14 protein-coding genes are annotated in these 13,718 nt (G+C 67.5%); 7 read left to right on the top strand and 7 right to left on the bottom strand.

The genetic code is table 11. The features are described from left to right. Positions 1 to 48: 48 nt before the first annotated feature. The 3 genes from mreD to FVQ98_RS11660 all read right to left on the bottom strand — a co-directional run bounded on the left by mreD (position 49) and on the right by FVQ98_RS11660 (position 2,916). Positions 49 to 567: a rod shape-determining protein MreD gene (gene mreD / locus FVQ98_RS11670; protein ID WP_147913613.1), complete on the bottom strand. Its 519-nt coding sequence runs from the start codon at positions 565 to 567 to the stop codon at positions 49 to 51. Continuing rightward, positions 564 to 1,694, bottom strand: coding sequence for a rod shape-determining protein MreC (gene mreC / locus FVQ98_RS11665; RefSeq protein WP_147913612.1), 1,131 nt, complete (start codon positions 1,692 to 1,694; stop codon positions 564 to 566). The genes mreD and mreC overlap by 4 nt, the downstream gene beginning before the upstream one ends. A gap of 181 nt (positions 1,695 to 1,875) precedes the next feature. Then, entirely contained in the window at positions 1,876 to 2,916 is a 1,041-nt protein-coding gene (locus tag FVQ98_RS11660; RefSeq protein WP_147913611.1) for a rod shape-determining protein, read from the bottom strand. Positions 2,917 to 3,116: 200 nt separating this feature from the next. On the opposite strand from FVQ98_RS11660, the gene gatC reads away from it, so the two are divergent. The 4 genes from gatC (at position 3,117) to gatB (ending at position 6,918) form a co-directional block, all read left to right on the top strand. Next, positions 3,117 to 3,416 carry an Asp-tRNA(Asn)/Glu-tRNA(Gln) amidotransferase subunit GatC gene (gene gatC, locus FVQ98_RS11655; protein ID WP_147913610.1) on the top strand — a complete coding sequence of 100 codons (300 nt, stop codon included), beginning with the start codon at positions 3,117 to 3,119 and terminating at the stop codon, positions 3,414 to 3,416. After that, a complete protein-coding gene (gene gatA, locus FVQ98_RS11650) occupies positions 3,416 to 4,882 on the top strand; it encodes an Asp-tRNA(Asn)/Glu-tRNA(Gln) amidotransferase subunit GatA (RefSeq protein ID WP_147913609.1) in 1,467 nt (488 codons plus the stop codon). The genes gatC and gatA overlap by 1 nt, the downstream gene beginning before the upstream one ends. A gap of 31 nt (positions 4,883 to 4,913) precedes the next feature. Beyond that, positions 4,914 to 5,348: a copper resistance protein NlpE gene (locus tag FVQ98_RS11645; RefSeq protein WP_147913608.1), complete on the top strand. Its 435-nt coding sequence runs from the start codon at positions 4,914 to 4,916 to the stop codon at positions 5,346 to 5,348. 67 nt (positions 5,349 to 5,415) lie between these two features. Continuing rightward, on the top strand, positions 5,416 to 6,918 hold the full coding sequence (gene gatB, locus FVQ98_RS11640; RefSeq protein ID WP_147913607.1) for an Asp-tRNA(Asn)/Glu-tRNA(Gln) amidotransferase subunit GatB: 1,503 nt from the start codon (positions 5,416 to 5,418) through the stop codon (positions 6,916 to 6,918). A 134-nt stretch (positions 6,919 to 7,052) separates the two neighbouring features. On the opposite strand, the gene FVQ98_RS11635 is transcribed toward gatB, so the two are convergent. Further along, positions 7,053 to 7,769, bottom strand: a complete 717-nt coding sequence (locus tag FVQ98_RS11635; protein WP_147913606.1) for a DUF4124 domain-containing protein — start codon at positions 7,767 to 7,769, stop codon at positions 7,053 to 7,055. Next, entirely contained in the window at positions 7,766 to 8,485 is a 720-nt protein-coding gene (gene pyrE, locus FVQ98_RS11630; protein WP_147913605.1) for an orotate phosphoribosyltransferase, read from the bottom strand. The genes FVQ98_RS11635 and pyrE overlap by 4 nt, the downstream gene beginning before the upstream one ends. Positions 8,486 to 8,497: 12 nt before the next feature. Here pyrE and FVQ98_RS11625 point away from each other — a divergent pair, with 12 nt between their 5' ends. Continuing rightward, positions 8,498 to 9,289, top strand: a complete 792-nt coding sequence (locus FVQ98_RS11625) for an exodeoxyribonuclease III (protein ID WP_147913604.1) — start codon at positions 8,498 to 8,500, stop codon at positions 9,287 to 9,289. A 103-nt stretch (positions 9,290 to 9,392) separates the two neighbouring features. Here FVQ98_RS11625 and FVQ98_RS11620 read toward each other — a convergent pair whose 3' ends face one another. Together FVQ98_RS11620 and FVQ98_RS11615 are read right to left on the bottom strand one after the other, a co-directional pair. Further along, positions 9,393 to 10,457, bottom strand: a complete 1,065-nt coding sequence (locus tag FVQ98_RS11620) for a phosphotransferase (RefSeq protein ID WP_147913603.1) — start codon at positions 10,455 to 10,457, stop codon at positions 9,393 to 9,395. Further along, the gene (locus FVQ98_RS11615) at positions 10,454 to 11,647 is read right to left on the bottom strand and encodes an acyl-CoA dehydrogenase family protein (RefSeq protein ID WP_147913602.1); all 1,194 of its coding nucleotides are present in this window, start codon (positions 11,645 to 11,647) and stop codon (positions 10,454 to 10,456) included. The genes FVQ98_RS11620 and FVQ98_RS11615 overlap by 4 nt, the downstream gene beginning before the upstream one ends. Positions 11,648 to 11,767: 120 nt before the next feature. Between FVQ98_RS11615 and FVQ98_RS11610 the strand changes: the two genes are divergently transcribed. Next, complete coding sequence (locus tag FVQ98_RS11610; RefSeq protein ID WP_147913601.1) at positions 11,768 to 12,472, top strand: GntR family transcriptional regulator; 705 nt, start codon at positions 11,768 to 11,770, stop codon at positions 12,470 to 12,472. A 72-nt stretch (positions 12,473 to 12,544) separates the two neighbouring features. Continuing rightward, positions 12,545 to 13,711 (top strand): acyl-CoA dehydrogenase family protein, encoded by a 1,167-nt coding sequence (locus tag FVQ98_RS11605; RefSeq protein ID WP_147913600.1) that lies wholly within the window; start codon positions 12,545 to 12,547, stop codon positions 13,709 to 13,711. Positions 13,712 to 13,718: the final 7 nt, after the last annotated feature.

Raw genomic sequence — 13,718 nt, 5'->3', positions numbered from 1 at the left:
TCTGCGCAGGTGGTTGTAGGGCTGGGTTGCGATTTTGCTCGAAAGCGGTCACAGGGGCCGGTTGGCGTCCGGGTTCGGCGCCCGGCGCTGCGGCGCCAGCAACAAGATGCTGACGAAGGGCCACAAGGCCGATTCCAGCAAGGGCGCCAGCAGCACCTGCCAGCCGGGAAACACCGCGCCGCCGATCAACCGCAGCGCGATGGTAATGGCGTGCGCCGCGGCGAACAAGGGCAGCAACTGCACCGCCTGCCCCGGCACCGAAAACCACAGGATGCGCCGGTGGATCATGATGGCGCTGTAGATCAGCACCGAATACGCCAGCGCGTGCTGCCCCAGCAGCGAGGCCTCGTGCACATCCAGCACCAGCCCAAACACAAAGGCCACACCCAGGCCGATGCGGCGCGGCTGGTGGATGCTCCAGAACACCAGCACCACCGCCAGCACGTCGGGCATCCACAGCACGCGGCCCAACGGCAGCAGGTCGAGCATCAGCGCCAACAGCAGGCTGCCCCAGATGAAGGTGGGGCTGGCTGGCAACAGTAGCTGCTGGCCGCGCGGCATGATCATCGGGCGGCTCCTGAAGCAGCGGTGCGGGGCGGGGCTGCGCGCGGGCTCGAGGCCGCCCGTGCGGGCGGTGCGGTGCGCCGTGGCGGTGTCGCCGCAACTGGAGCGCCTCGCGCCGGGGCGCTGGCCGACGCGGCACGCGGTCCAGCCGGGCGGGAGCCGCGCGGCGCGGGTGCTGCGGCCACCGCATCGTCCACCACGGCCGACGCGGGCCGCGCGGCGGGCAAAGCCCCTGGCAGCGGCGCACTGGCCGTTTGGAGCGCCGCGGTGGAGGGCGGCGTCAGCGGCGTGAGCACCATCACGTGCGTGACCGCGCTTAGGTTGGCCAAGGGCTGGCAGACGATGCGCGCAAAGCTGGTGTCGCTGCGCCGGTCGACGCGCGTGACCTTGGCCACGGGCAGGCCGGGCGCATAGACCCCGTCCACCCCGCTGGTGGTCAGCAAGTCGCCTTCCTTGACGTCTTCGGTGACCGACATGTAGCGCAGCTCCATCGAGCCACCGTGCTGCGTCGGGTCTCCATAGGCCACGCTGCGTGCGCCGGTGCGGGCGTTCATCACCGGGATCACCTGATCGCGATCGATCAGCAGCGTGATCTCACTGACGAACGGGTAGACGCGCGTCACCTGACCCAGCACGCCGGATTCGTCCATCACGGGCGAGCCCGGCTCGATGCCCTGCATCTGCCCCTTGTCGATCACCACGCGGCGGCTGTACGGGTCGGTTGCGTCGTACAGCACCTGCGCTGCGGTGGCCGTCACCTGCACACGCTCGCGCAGCGTCAGCAAGCCGCGCAGGCGGTTGTTTTCCAGCAGCAACTGTTCAACCTGGCCGGCGCGCTGCGACTGTTCGGCCAGCTTGCGGCGTGCGGCTTCTTCAGTCACGTGCGCGGTTTTCAGGTCGGTGAGGTAGGCGGTGAAATCGTTCACCATCTGCACCGGCTGCAAGGCCAGCCATTGCGCCGGGTACAGCGCCGTGGCAATGGCAGCGCGCAGGGGTTGCACCAGGTGAAAGCGCGCATCGGCCACCATCAGAAACAGTGCCAGGGCGCTGAAAAACACCAGGCGAGACAGCGCCGACGGCCCTTGTTTGAAGAAGGGCGGCGGCGAGCGGTCTAGCGTTTCGAGAGGCATGGGGCGTCAGCGGGTGCCGGTCGCTGGCGAATTCGGGAGTGATTCGCTACGGAAATGTGAGCATTATGCGCAATTCCCGGCGGCGCGAGCGGCACTTTTTGCGTATGCAGTTGCTTCCGTTGGCTTTTGGCATGCTCCCGCGTGGGGCATAGGCCAGCGCGGCGCGATGGCCGCAGCCCAATCACTCGTTGGTGAAGATGTTGCCCAGGCGCTCGATGCGCTCCAGCGCCAGGCCGCAGCCACGCACCACGCAGGTAAGGGGCTCTTCGGCCACCAGCACCGGCAGCCCGGTTTCCTCGGCCAGCAGGCGCTCCAGGTCGCGCAGCAGGGCGCCGCCGCCGGTCAGCATCATGCCGCGCTCGGCGATGTCGGCGCCCAACTCGGGCGGGGTTTCTTCCAGCGCCTTTTTCACTTCCGACACGATGCTGTTGAGCGGCTCGGTCAGCGCTTCCAGGATCTCGTTGGAGCTGATGGTGAAGCTGCGCGGCACGCCTTCGGAGAGGTTGCGGCCCTTGACCTCCATCTCCTTGACTTCGCTGCCGGGGAAGGCGCTGCCGATCTGCTTCTTGATCGCCTCGGCCGTTGGGTCGCCGATCAGCATGCCGTAGTTGCGGCGGATGTAGTTGACGATGGCGTCGTCGAACTTGTCGCCGCCCACGCGGGCGCTGCCCTTGTAGACCATGCCGCCCAGCGAAATCACGCCCACTTCGGTCGTGCCGCCGCCGATGTCCACCACCATGGAGCCGCTGGCTTCACTCACGGGCAGGCCGGCGCCAATGGCCGCGGCCATGGGTTCCTCGATCAGGTAGACCTCGCTGGCGCCCGCGCCCAGGGCCGATTCGCGGATGGCGCGGCGCTCCACCTGGGTCGAACCACAGGGCACGCAGATGATGATGCGCGGGCCGTTGAAGAAGTTGCGGCGGCTCACCATCTTGATGAACTGCTTGAGCATCTGCTCGGTGACGGTGAAGTCGGCGATCACGCCGTCCTTCATGGGGCGGATGGCTTCGATGTTGCCGGGCACCTTGCCCAGCATGGCCTTGGCTTCGCCGCCGACGGCCTGGATGGTCTTCTTGCCCTGCGGGCCGCCTTCGTGGCGGATGGCGACGACCGACGGCTCGTCCAGCACGATGCCCTTGTCGCGCACGTAGATCAGGGTGTTGGCGGTGCCCAAATCGATGGCCAGGTCGGTGGAAAAGTACCGACGGAAAGCTCCAAACATGAAATGTCCTTGAGGCTGCTGGCCGGCACCCTGCCGCCGGCTGAGCTTGTTCGATGCGATTTGCGAGAGATTTGGGTGCAATTGCGGCCCGAAGAGGGGCCGTTGCGCAAAGGCGGGATAATAACGCATTGGCCCGTCTGGAACCCGCTTCCAGCGGGCCAAAACCTTCAAAAACCGCACACCGCTTTTGGCCAATCCGCATGGCGCTGACCCCCAACGACGTCGACCGCATCGCCCATCTGGCGCGACTTGCGCTGACCGACGCTCAAAGTGAGCAGATGCTCGTCAAACTCAACGGCTTTTTCGACCTGGTGCAGGCCATGTGCGAGGTCGACACGCAAGGCGTCGAGCCCTTGCCGCACCCCGTGGCCGCCATTCAGGACATCACCCTGCGCTTGCGCGACGACGTGGTCACCGAGCACAACCAGCGCCAAGCCAATCAGCGCAGCGCCCCGTCGGTGGAAGACGGCCTGTATCTGGTTCCCCGGGTGATTGAGTGATGAGCGACGCCTTGCACGATTTGACGGTGGCTCAGCTCGCCGCACGATTGAAGTCCCGGGATGTGTCTGCCGACGAGGTGGCACGCCATTTCCTGGCGCGCAGCCAGGCAGCCTCTGATCTCGGTGCCTACCTGGCGCTTGACGAAGAGGCCACGCTGGCCCAGGCGCGCGCCGCCGACGCCCTGCTGACTGCGGGCAACGCACCCGCGCTGGCAGGCGTACCGATCGCGCACAAGGACATCTTCGTCACACGCGATTTCGCCACCACCGCAGGCTCGAAGATGCTCGAGGCCTACCGATCGCCCTTCGACGCCACGGTGGTGCACCGCTTGGCCGAGGCGGGCATGGTCACGCTGGGCAAGCTCAACTGCGACGAATTCGCCATGGGCTCGGGCAACGAGAACTCGGCCTACGGCGTTGCGCGCAACCCGTGGGACGCCGTGCGCGTGCCGGGCGGCTCGTCCGGCGGCAGCGCGGCGGCGGTCGCGGGGCGTCTGGCGCCAGCGGCCACGGGCACCGACACGGGCGGCTCGATCCGCCAGCCGGCCAGCTTCTGCGGCATCACCGGCATCAAGCCGACCTACGGCCGCGCCAGCCGCTACGGCATGGTGGCCTTTGCCTCCAGCCTCGACCAAGCTGGCCCGATGGCGCGCACCGCTGAAGACTGCGCGTTGCTGCTGTCGGCCATCTGCGGGCCGGATCCTGACCGCGATTCCACCTCGCTCGATGTGCCCGCCGAAGACTTCACGCGCGGCCTGACGGGCGATCTGACCGGCCTGCGCATCGGCCTGCCGACCGAGTTTTTCGGGGGGGGCCTGAACGGCGACGTGCGCGCAGCCATTGACGGCGCGCTGGCCGAACTGCGCCAACTGGGCGCCACCGTGGTCGACATCTCGCTGCCGCGCACGCGCATGGCGATCCCGGTGTACTACGTGCTCGCCGCGGCTGAAGCCAGCTCCAACCTCAGCCGCTTCGACGGTGTGAAGTTCGGCTACCGCGCGCCGGACTACACCGACCTGGAGGACATGTACAAGAAGACCCGCGCCCAGGGCTTTGGCGACGAGGTGCAGCGCCGCATCATGACCGGCGCCTATGTGCTGAGCCATGGTTACTACGACGCCTACTACCTGCAGGCGCAAAAGGTGCGTCGCCTCATCGCGCAGGATTTCCAGCGCGCGTTCGAGCAATGCGACGTGATCGCCGGTCCGGTGGCGCCTTCGGTCGCCTGGGGCATTGGTGCGCACGGCGACGACCCGCTGGCCGACTATCTGGCCGACATCTACACGCTACCCGCCTCGCTGGCCGGTCTGCCGGGCCTGAGTGTGCCCGCCGGCTTTGGCGAAGGCGGCATGCCGGTCGGCCTCCAGCTGATCGGCAACTACCTGCAGGAGGGGCGTTTGCTCAACGTCGCGCACCGGCTGCAGCAGGCCACCGATTTTCACCAGCGCCGCCCGCCCGGGGCCTGAGCCGGTCGGCGCCACCTGAACCGGAGTTCACATGTACAAGCGAGTTCCTCTTGTCATTGCCCTTGCTGCGCTGCTGGGCGCGACCCTGCCTGCACAGGCCACCTCGGCGCCGCCCGTGCCGATCCAGGCGCCGCGGTCGGTGCAGGTCATGGCCTGGGAAGGTACCTATGCGGGCGAGCTGCGTTGCGCCGACTGCCTGGGCATCCACATCGAGGTGGAATTGCGCCCCGATCGCAGCTACGTCGTGCGCGAGCTGTACCGCGGCAAGCGCAAGGCGCCGATTGTCTCGCGCGGCAAGTTCCGCTTCGACGATCAGGCACCCGATGTGATCGTGCTGCGCACCCAGGGTGGCGGCAGCCTGGCGTTTCGCCTGCGGGACAACGCGCTGGAGTTGCGCGAGCACGGCACGCACGCCTCGCTGGGCGACGATCCGCGCTACCTTTTCACCCGGCAGGCGCCGCGCTGAGCGCGCGAATGCCCTGTGTTCGCTGGTCGGCCCCTGCTTATTTCAAACCTTTGTCCTGTCTGATTCCATGAGTGCTCCGCTCGTCCAAGGCTACGAAGTCGTCATCGGCTTCGAGACCCACGCCCAACTGCAGACGCAGAGCAAGATCTTCAGCCGGGCCAGCACGGCCTTCGGTGCCGAGCCCAACACCCAGGCCTGCGCGGTTGACTTGGCGCTGCCCGGCACGCTGCCGGTGATGAACCGCGAGGCGGTGGCCTGCGCTATCAAATTGGGACTGGCACTTGGCTCCCACATTGCGCCACGCAGCATTTTTGCCCGCAAGAATTACTTCTACCCCGACTTGCCCAAGGGCTACCAGATCAGCCAGTTCGAGATCCCGGTGGTGCAGGGTGGCGAGGTCAGCTTCTTCCTCGAAACCGGCAAGGGCGCCGACGCGGTGCGCGAAAAGAAAACCGTGCGCCTGGTGCGCGCGCACCTGGAGGAAGATGCCGGCAAGTCGGTGCACGACCAGTTCCCCGACGCTTCGGGCATCGACTTGAACCGCGCCGGCACGCCGCTGCTGGAGATCGTGACCGAGCCCGACATGCGCAGCAGCGCCGAGGCCGTGGCCTACGCCAAGGAGCTGCACAAGATCGTCACCTGGATCGGCATCTGCGACGGCAACATGCAGGAAGGCAGCTTCCGCTGCGACGCCAACGTCAGCGTGCGCAAGCCGGGCCAGCCGCTGGGCACGCGCCGCGAGATCAAGAACCTGAACAGCTTCCGCTTCATGCAGCAGGCGATCGACTTCGAGATCCGCTGGCAGATCGAACAGATCGAAGACGGCCTGGCGATCCAGCAGGCCACCGTGCTGTTCGACCCCGACACGGGCGAAACGCGCGCCATGCGCACCAAGGAAGATTCGGCCGACTACCGCTACTTCCCCGATCCCGACCTGCCGCCGCTCAGCGTGTCGGCCGAGTGGATCGAGAGCACGCGCGCCACCATGCCCGAGCTGCCGCGCGCCATGGCCGAGCGCTTCGTGGCCGATTACGGCCTGCCCGAGTACGACGCCACCACGCTCACGCAGTCGCTGGCCATGGGCGCCTACTTTGAAGCCGCCGCCCAGGCCAGCGGCCAGCCCAAACTGGCCAGCAACTGGGTGATGGGCGAGCTGTCGCGCCGCCTGAACGCCGAAGAAATCGGCATCGAAGCGACCAAGGTCTCGGCCGCGCAGCTGGCCGCGCTGATCGGCCGCATCTACGACAACACCATCAGCAACGCCGCCGCGCGCCAGGTGTTTGAGGCGCTGTGGGCGGGCGAGGGGCAAAAATCGGAAGCTGCGGACGCAGCCGCAGCGGTGGACGCGCTGATCGAGGCCAAGGGCCTCAAACAGATGAACGATTCAGGGGCGCTGGAAAAAATCGTCGACGAGGTCATCGCCGCCAACCCGGACAACGTGGCCCAGTTCCGCGCCGGCAAGGACAAGGCCTTCAACGCGCTGGTCGGTCAGGTGATGAAGGCCAGCAAGGGCAAAGCCAACCCGGGCCAGGTGAACGAACTGCTGCGCAGCAAGCTCGGCGGCGCGTGAAGGCGAGTGGCGCCTGCTGGCCGGCGCGCGTCAGTCCAAAAATGCTATCAAATAAGAAGCTGTTTGCGCTGATGGCTGTAGGGCTGGCGGCCAATTTGGCTTGAGAAACACCCTCTGGCCAGGGCAGGTCTGCTCTAGGGCGTTCGCGCCGCAGGCGCGGAAGCACCGCCCGGCGCCTTGCCTGGCGCCTTGGCCTGCGCCGCCCACAGCACTTTCAGGCGCGCCAGTTGCTCATCGAAGCGGGCATTGATGCGGTCGCGCTCGGCTTGTTGGGCATCGATGGCGCGCTGTTGGGTGGCGATGGCCTCGGCGTTGGCCTCGATCGCGCGGCGCACCTTGGCAGGGGCCCGGGACGGGTCCTTCTTGTAGAACTCCATCTCCTCGTTCAGGCCCTTGCGCTCCTGCTGCAACTCGGCGATGCGCTCCTTGGCCGCGCCCACGATGGTCTGGCTTTGCGCCAGCGCGTTCTTGCGGCCGTGTTCGTGCGCGGCCTGGTTGGGGTAACGGGTGATCAGCGCCTCGTCGCGGCGGATGGCGTCGCGCGCGCGCTGGCGGTCCAGCTCGGCTTCGCGCTGGCGGGCTTCCTCAGCCTCGCGCTCCTTGGCCGTGAGCGTCGGGCCGACCACGCGCTTGGTGGTGCCGCTGCGGTTCAGCTCGCGCTGTTCGCGGTCGTTGCAGGCCAGAATCGGTCGGTCGGATGTGAGGCGACGGCCGTGCGCGTCGATGCAGGTGTAGATGCTGCTCGTGGCCGGCTGCGCACTGGCCACCGGGGCCCACAGCGCCACAACGGCAGCGCTAGTCACCCAGCGGACGATCTGTAAAAAGGGGCGGTAGCGCAGGCGGTTCGTCATGTCCTCTGATCAACGCCATACCGCGTCCGGTAGGCGGACACGGCATTGACGTAGGGCAAAAATTTGTCAGTTGACTGCAGGTGATGCAATAACTGGGCCAAGTTGGCGATGGCGCACACCTGCAGGCCCAGCGTTTCCCGGACATATTGCACGGCGCTCCAGTCCACGTCCTTGCCGCCTTCCGTCGCTTTCTCCTGTCGGTCCAGGGCAATCGCCACCGCGTGCGGCGTGGCGCCGGCCGCGCGGATGAGCGCGATCGACTCGCGCACGGCGGTGCCGGCCGAAATCACGTCGTCCACGATCAGCACCCGGCCCTGCAGCGGCGCGCCGACCAGGGTGCCGCCTTCGCCGTGGTCCTTGGCTTCCTTGCGGTTGTAGGCAAAAGGTTTGTTGACGCCCTGGCGTGCCAGCTCCACCGCCACGGCCGCGCCCAGCGGAATGCCCTTGTAGGCGGGGCCGAAGATCACGTCGAACTCCAGCCCCGACGCCAGCAGGGCCCGCGCATAGAATTGCGCCAGCCGCGCCAGCTTGGCCCCGTCGTCAAACAGCCCGGCGTTGAAGAAGTAGGGGCTCATCCGCCCCGCCTTGGTCTTGAATTCGCCGAAGCGCAGCACCCCTGCGTCGATGGCAAATTGCACGAATTCCTGCGCCAGCCCGTCCTGGTCGCTGGCCGCCCCGGCGGCGGTCGATGGCCCGTGGTTCACGGCGCTGTTCATTGGAGAATCCCCTTGTTCAAGCTCACCAGCCTCAACCTGAATGGCATCCGTTCGGCCACCACCAAAGGCGTGGAAACGTGGCTGGAGCAGCACGCGCCGGATTGTATTTGCGTGCAGGAAATCAAGGCGCAGATGCCCGACTTGGCCGGCAAGTTCGAGATTCTGGCGGGCATGAAGGGGCACTTTCACCTGGCCGAGAAGAAGGGCTACTCCGGCGTGGGTGTGTACACGCGCCATGAGCCCACAGCGGTGATCGCGGGGTATGGCTCGGAAGAATTTGACGCCGAGGGCCGCTACCTGGAAGTGCGTTTTGACACGCCCAAGCGCAAGTTCTCCGTCATCAGCTGCTACTTCCCTTCCGGCTCGTCCGGCCCGGAGCGGCAGGAGGCCAAGTACCGCTTCCTGGCCGAGTTCTACCCCGTGCTGCACCGCCTGCAGGCCGAGCGCGACTTCGTCTTGTGCGGCGACGTGAACGTGGCGCACCAGGAAATCGACCTCAAGAACTGGAAGAGCAACCAGAAAAACAGCGGCTTCCTGCCCGAAGAGCGCGCCTGGGTCAGCCGCGTCATCGACGAGCTGAAGCTGGTGGATGTGTACCGCCACCTGCATCCCGACACCACGGGCGAGGCCTACACGTGGTGGAGCAACCGCGGTCAGGCCTACGCCAAGAACGTGGGCTGGCGGCTCGACTACCACCTGGCGACGCCCGCCATCGCCCACCTGGCGCGCGAGACGGCGATCTACAAGGACCAGAAGTTCAGCGACCACGCGCCGATCACCATCGACTACGATTTGTCGCTATAAGTTGAGTAGCTGACCGCGCAGATGGTTGTAGGGCTGATGGCCGATTCCTTTCTGAAAACCTGACTGGGTGAACGGCGGCGACGCCTGACGCCGCAGCGCCCCTTCAACCCCGCGTCGCCTGGTAGCGCTGCGCCGCCTGCCAACCCAGCTCGGCCAGCGGGCCGGCCTTGGCGCCGGTCTGCACCGCGTCGGCCGAGGCTGCGTTGCCGTCCTGTGCGCGCTGGGCGATGCCGTGCAGGATGGCGGCCATGCGGAACAGGTTGTAGGCGATGTAGTAGTCCCAGTGCCCGGCGGCGTCGCGGCCCGTCGCTTCGCCGTACCAGCGCACGTACTCGGCTTCGGACGGAATGCCCAGACTAGTCAGGTCCAGCCCGCCAATGCCGCGCCACAAGTCGTGCGGGATGCGCCAGCCCATGCACTGGTAGGCCAGATCCGCCAGCGGGTGGCCGAGCGTGGACAGCTCCCAGTCCAGCACGCCGATCACGCGCGGCTCGGTGGGGTGGAAGATCAGGTTGTCCAACCGGTAGTCGCCGTGCACCAGCGTGGTTTCGTCGCCCGGCGGCAGGTGCGCGGGCAGCCAGTCCATCAGCCGCTGCATGGCGGCGTTCACGGGCAGCGGCGATTCGCGGCACTGGCGCGTCCAGCGGGCGATCTGGCGGCCCACGTAATGGCCTTCCTTTCCGTAATCGCCCAAGCCCACGGCGTGGTAGTCGACCGCGTGCAGCGCGGCGATGACGCGGTTCATCTCGCGATAGATCGCCAGGCGTTCGGCCGGCGCCATGCCCGGCAGGCCCTGGTCCATGAAGACGCGGCCCTGCAGGAATTCCATGACGTAGAAGGGCGTGCCGATCAGGCTGCCGTCCTCGCAGTACGCCAGCATGCGCGGCACCGGCACGCCGCTGCCCTGCAGCGCCTGCATCACGCGGAATTCGCGGTCGATGGCGTGCGCCGACGCCACCAGCGTGCCGGCCGGCTTCTTGCGCAGCACGTACTGGCGGCTTGGGCCCGCGTCGATGCGGAAGGTGGGGTTGGACTGTCCGCCGGCCAGCACGCTGAGCTGCGGCGCGGCGTCGCCCAGCAGGCCTTGCGCGCGCAGGTAGTCGGTCAGCGGGCCGAGGGGCAGCGCTGCCGCGCCAGTGGACGCAACGTTGCTGGCGGCCGCGCTCATGCGCCGGCCTCGGGCGCCGCGGCGGCTTTGTCCGCCATGTGCACCAGCTTGCGCGCCATGCTCCAGCGGTGCACTTCGCTCGGGCCGTCGTAGATGCGGAAGGCGCGCATGTCGGTGAAAATGCGCATCACCGGCGTTTCGCCCGTCACGCCCTGGCCGCCCAAAATTTGCACGCTGCGGTCGACCACGCGCCATTCGGCTTCCGAGCACACGACCTTGGCGCGGCTGGATTCAAAGTTGCCCTTTTCGCCCTGGTCCAGCAGCCACGCCGTGTGCCAGATGTGCAGGCGCGCGGTGGTCAGGTCCATGTCGTTGTCGGCCAGCATGAAGCCCACGCCTTCGTGCTCGGCCAGCGGCTTGCCGAAGGCGTGGCGTTGGCGCGCGTAGTTCAGCGCCGTGTCATGCGCGCGGCGCGCCTGGCCCAGCCAGCGCATGCAGTGCGTCAGGCGCGCCGGCGCCAGGCGCACCTGCGCGTAGCGAAAGCCCTTGCCGATCTCACCCAGCACGTCGGCGGCGGGGATGCGCACGTCGTCAAAGCGCAGCACGCCGTGGCCGCCGGCAAAGCAGGCGTCCATCGCGTCCATGTTGCGCACCAGGGTAATGCCTTCGCGGTCCATGTCGGTCAGGAACATGGTGGCCGAGCCGTCTTCCATGCGCGCCATGACGATGGCGTAGTGCGCGCCTTCGGCCCCGGTGATGAACCACTTGTCGCCGCTGATCAGGTAATCGTCGCCGTCGCGCACGGCGGTGGTGGCCAGCATGGACGGGTCGGCGCCGGCGCCGGGCGAGGGCTCGGTCATGGCAAAGCAAGACCGCCATTCGCCCGCCACCTGGGGGCGCAGCCAGCGCTCTTTCTGCGCCGGCGTGGCCACTTCTTCCATCAGGTGGATGTTGCCTTCGTCTGGCGCGTGGATGTTCAGCGCCGTCGGGCCCAGCCACGAATAACCGGCTTCTTCAAACACCACGGCTTTTTCAACGTGCGTCAGGCCCATGCCGCCCAGCTCGCGCGAGGCGTGCGGTGTCAGCAGGCCGGCGGCCTTGCCGCGCGCCACCAGCTCGCGGCGCAGCGCCTCGCTGGGGCCGTGGTGCGACTGGCGCTCGTCGTTTTCCAGCGGAATCACTTGTTCGGCGATGAACTGCCGAACACGGTCACGCAGCGCGATCAGTTCGGGCGAGAGGGAAAAGTCCATGGAGCACCTCCGGTTGGGTCGGCCGCAGGATAGCGGCTGGTTGGTCGGATTGTCAGACAATATTGCGGGCAATCCTGTCTCAGATGTGATACCTTCGCCCGCACTGTTGTGGCCTGACCCATGCCCGCCGCTCCTCTGACCGATCCTTTTGCCGACGTTCCGTTCGCTGCGCCGGATGCCCCCGTGACCGCGGCCGATGCGGTGTTTCACGGCATCGTGCAAGGCTTGTCGCAGCAGCGCTTCGTACCCGGCCAGCGCCTGGTGGAGGTGGACTTGGCCGCGCAGTTCGGCGTCAGCCGCGCCTCGGTGCGCGAAGCGCTGCAGCGGCTGGCGGCCGAAGGCGTGGTCGAGTTGCACCGCCACAAGGGCGCGGCGATCCGCACGCTCACGCCGCCCGAAACGCTGGACGTGCTGGACGTGGCCGAGCGCATGACCGGCCTGCTGGCGCGCAGCGCCGCGCGCGCCGTGGCCGCGGGCGCGCCGGGCGATGCCATTGAGGCGGCGCTGGCCGCCATTGACGCGGCCGACCGCAGCCACGACGCCGACGCCTTCGCCCAGGCCCGCCGCGCCCTGTACCGTGCCCTGCTCGCCGCCAGCGGCAGCCGCGAACTGCGGCGCCTGCTGCCGTCGATTCACATGCCCATCGTCTACGCCCAGCACCGCCCGGCGACGTTGCAGCAGGTGCGCCTGCGCGACTACCAGGCCATGGGCCAGGCCATCCTGGCGGGCGACGAGGCAGCGGCCGACGCCGCCGGCATGCAGCACGTGCGCAACGTGCGCGACGCCATCGCCAGCCGCCTGGCCGCGCAGGGCGACCTGCATTGACCGATTTAAAGCCTTTTCACCCTCCCGCCCTACAACCACCTGCGCGAGCAGCTCCTAAAAGAAGAGTCATCCATGCTACCCAACCTGTACCTGTCTGCCGATGAGAAAGCCGAACTGGCGGCCTTCACCGATTCGCTGGAGCGCTTTTGCGACGCCGAGATCGAGCCGCATTACGCCGCCTGGGAAAAGGCCGGCCTGGTCGACCGCGAGCTGTTCCGCAAGATGGGCGAGCACGGCTACCTGTGCGCCGACGTGCCCGAGCAATACGGCGGCGTGGGCGCCAGCGTGCACTTCTCGTTTGCGGTGATCGAGGTGCTGTCGTGCCGCGGCTACGGCGGCTTCGTCGGCGGCCTGCAGGTGCACACCGACATCGTCCCGCCCTACCTGCTGCACTGCGGCACTGAAGCGCAGCGCGAGTACTGGCTGCCCCGCATGGTCAGCGGCGACGCCGTGGCCGCCATCGGCATGACCGAGCCCGGCGCCGGCAGCGACCTGAAGGCGATCCGAACCACCGCCATCCGTGATGGCGACGGCTACGTCATCAACGGCAGCAAGATCTTCATCAGCAACGGCCAGCATTGCGACCTGCTGGTTCTGGCCGCCAAGACCGACCCGGCCGCCGGCGCCAAGGGCGTCAGCCTGTTTTTGGTGGACACGCGCGCCGCCGGGTTTGCGCGCGGCAAGAACCTGGACAAGGTCGGCCAGCACGCGGGCGACACGTCCGAGCTGTTCTTCGACAACCTGCGCGTGCCCGCCGACGCGCTGCTGGGCGGCGTTGAAGGCCAGGGCTTCGTGCAGATGATGCGCGAGCTGCCGCGCGAGCGCCTGATCATCGGCGTGCAAGCCGTCTACGGCGCCCAAGGCGCGCTGGACGTGGCGCTGAAATACGTGCAAGAGCGCCAGGCCTTCGGCCACGCCATCGGCCAGTTCCAGAACACCCGCTTCACCCTGGCCCAGTGCGCCACCGAAGTGGCCACGTCCGAAGCCTTCCTGAACGCCTGCATCGCCGCCTACCAGCAAGGCCTGCTCACGCCCGAAGCCGTCAGCGCCCTGAAGCTGCAAACCACCGAAATGCTCGGCCGCGTCGCCGACGCCTGCCTGCAGCTGTTCGGCGGCTACGGCTACATGACCGAATACCCCATCTCCCGCTTCTGGACCGACGCGCGCGTGCTGCGCATCTACGGCGGCACGTCGGAAATCATGAAGGAGCTGGTGGCGCGGTCGATTTTGGGGCGCTGATCGCGTT

It is taken from the genome of Ottowia flava (assembly GCF_008017535.1).
Lineage (GTDB): Bacteria > Pseudomonadota > Gammaproteobacteria > Burkholderiales > Burkholderiaceae_C > Ottowia > Ottowia flava.
This window is presented reverse-complemented; position numbering and strand designations above follow the sequence as displayed.

Excerpts from the sequence above, each read along its gene's own strand:
- mreD (WP_147913613.1), bottom strand. The coding sequence starts at position 567 with ATGATCATGCCGCGCGGCCAGCAGCTACTGTTGCCAGCCAGCCCCACC.
- mreC (WP_147913612.1), bottom strand. The coding sequence starts at position 1,694 with ATGCCTCTCGAAACGCTAGACCGCTCGCCGCCGCCCTTCTTCAAACAA.
- FVQ98_RS11660 (WP_147913611.1), bottom strand. The coding sequence starts at position 2,916 with ATGTTTGGAGCTTTCCGTCGGTACTTTTCCACCGACCTGGCCATCGAT.
- gatC (WP_147913610.1), top strand. The coding sequence starts at position 3,117 with ATGGCGCTGACCCCCAACGACGTCGACCGCATCGCCCATCTGGCGCGA.
- gatA (WP_147913609.1), top strand. The coding sequence starts at position 3,416 with ATGAGCGACGCCTTGCACGATTTGACGGTGGCTCAGCTCGCCGCACGA.
- FVQ98_RS11645 (WP_147913608.1), top strand. The coding sequence starts at position 4,914 with ATGTACAAGCGAGTTCCTCTTGTCATTGCCCTTGCTGCGCTGCTGGGC.
- gatB (WP_147913607.1), top strand. The coding sequence starts at position 5,416 with ATGAGTGCTCCGCTCGTCCAAGGCTACGAAGTCGTCATCGGCTTCGAG.
- FVQ98_RS11635 (WP_147913606.1), bottom strand. The coding sequence starts at position 7,769 with ATGACGAACCGCCTGCGCTACCGCCCCTTTTTACAGATCGTCCGCTGG.
- pyrE (WP_147913605.1), bottom strand. The coding sequence starts at position 8,485 with ATGAACAGCGCCGTGAACCACGGGCCATCGACCGCCGCCGGGGCGGCC.
- FVQ98_RS11620 (WP_147913603.1), bottom strand. The coding sequence starts at position 10,457 with ATGAGCGCGGCCGCCAGCAACGTTGCGTCCACTGGCGCGGCAGCGCTG.
- FVQ98_RS11615 (WP_147913602.1), bottom strand. The coding sequence starts at position 11,647 with ATGGACTTTTCCCTCTCGCCCGAACTGATCGCGCTGCGTGACCGTGTT.
- FVQ98_RS11610 (WP_147913601.1), top strand. The coding sequence starts at position 11,768 with ATGCCCGCCGCTCCTCTGACCGATCCTTTTGCCGACGTTCCGTTCGCT.
- FVQ98_RS11605 (WP_147913600.1), top strand. The coding sequence starts at position 12,545 with ATGCTACCCAACCTGTACCTGTCTGCCGATGAGAAAGCCGAACTGGCG.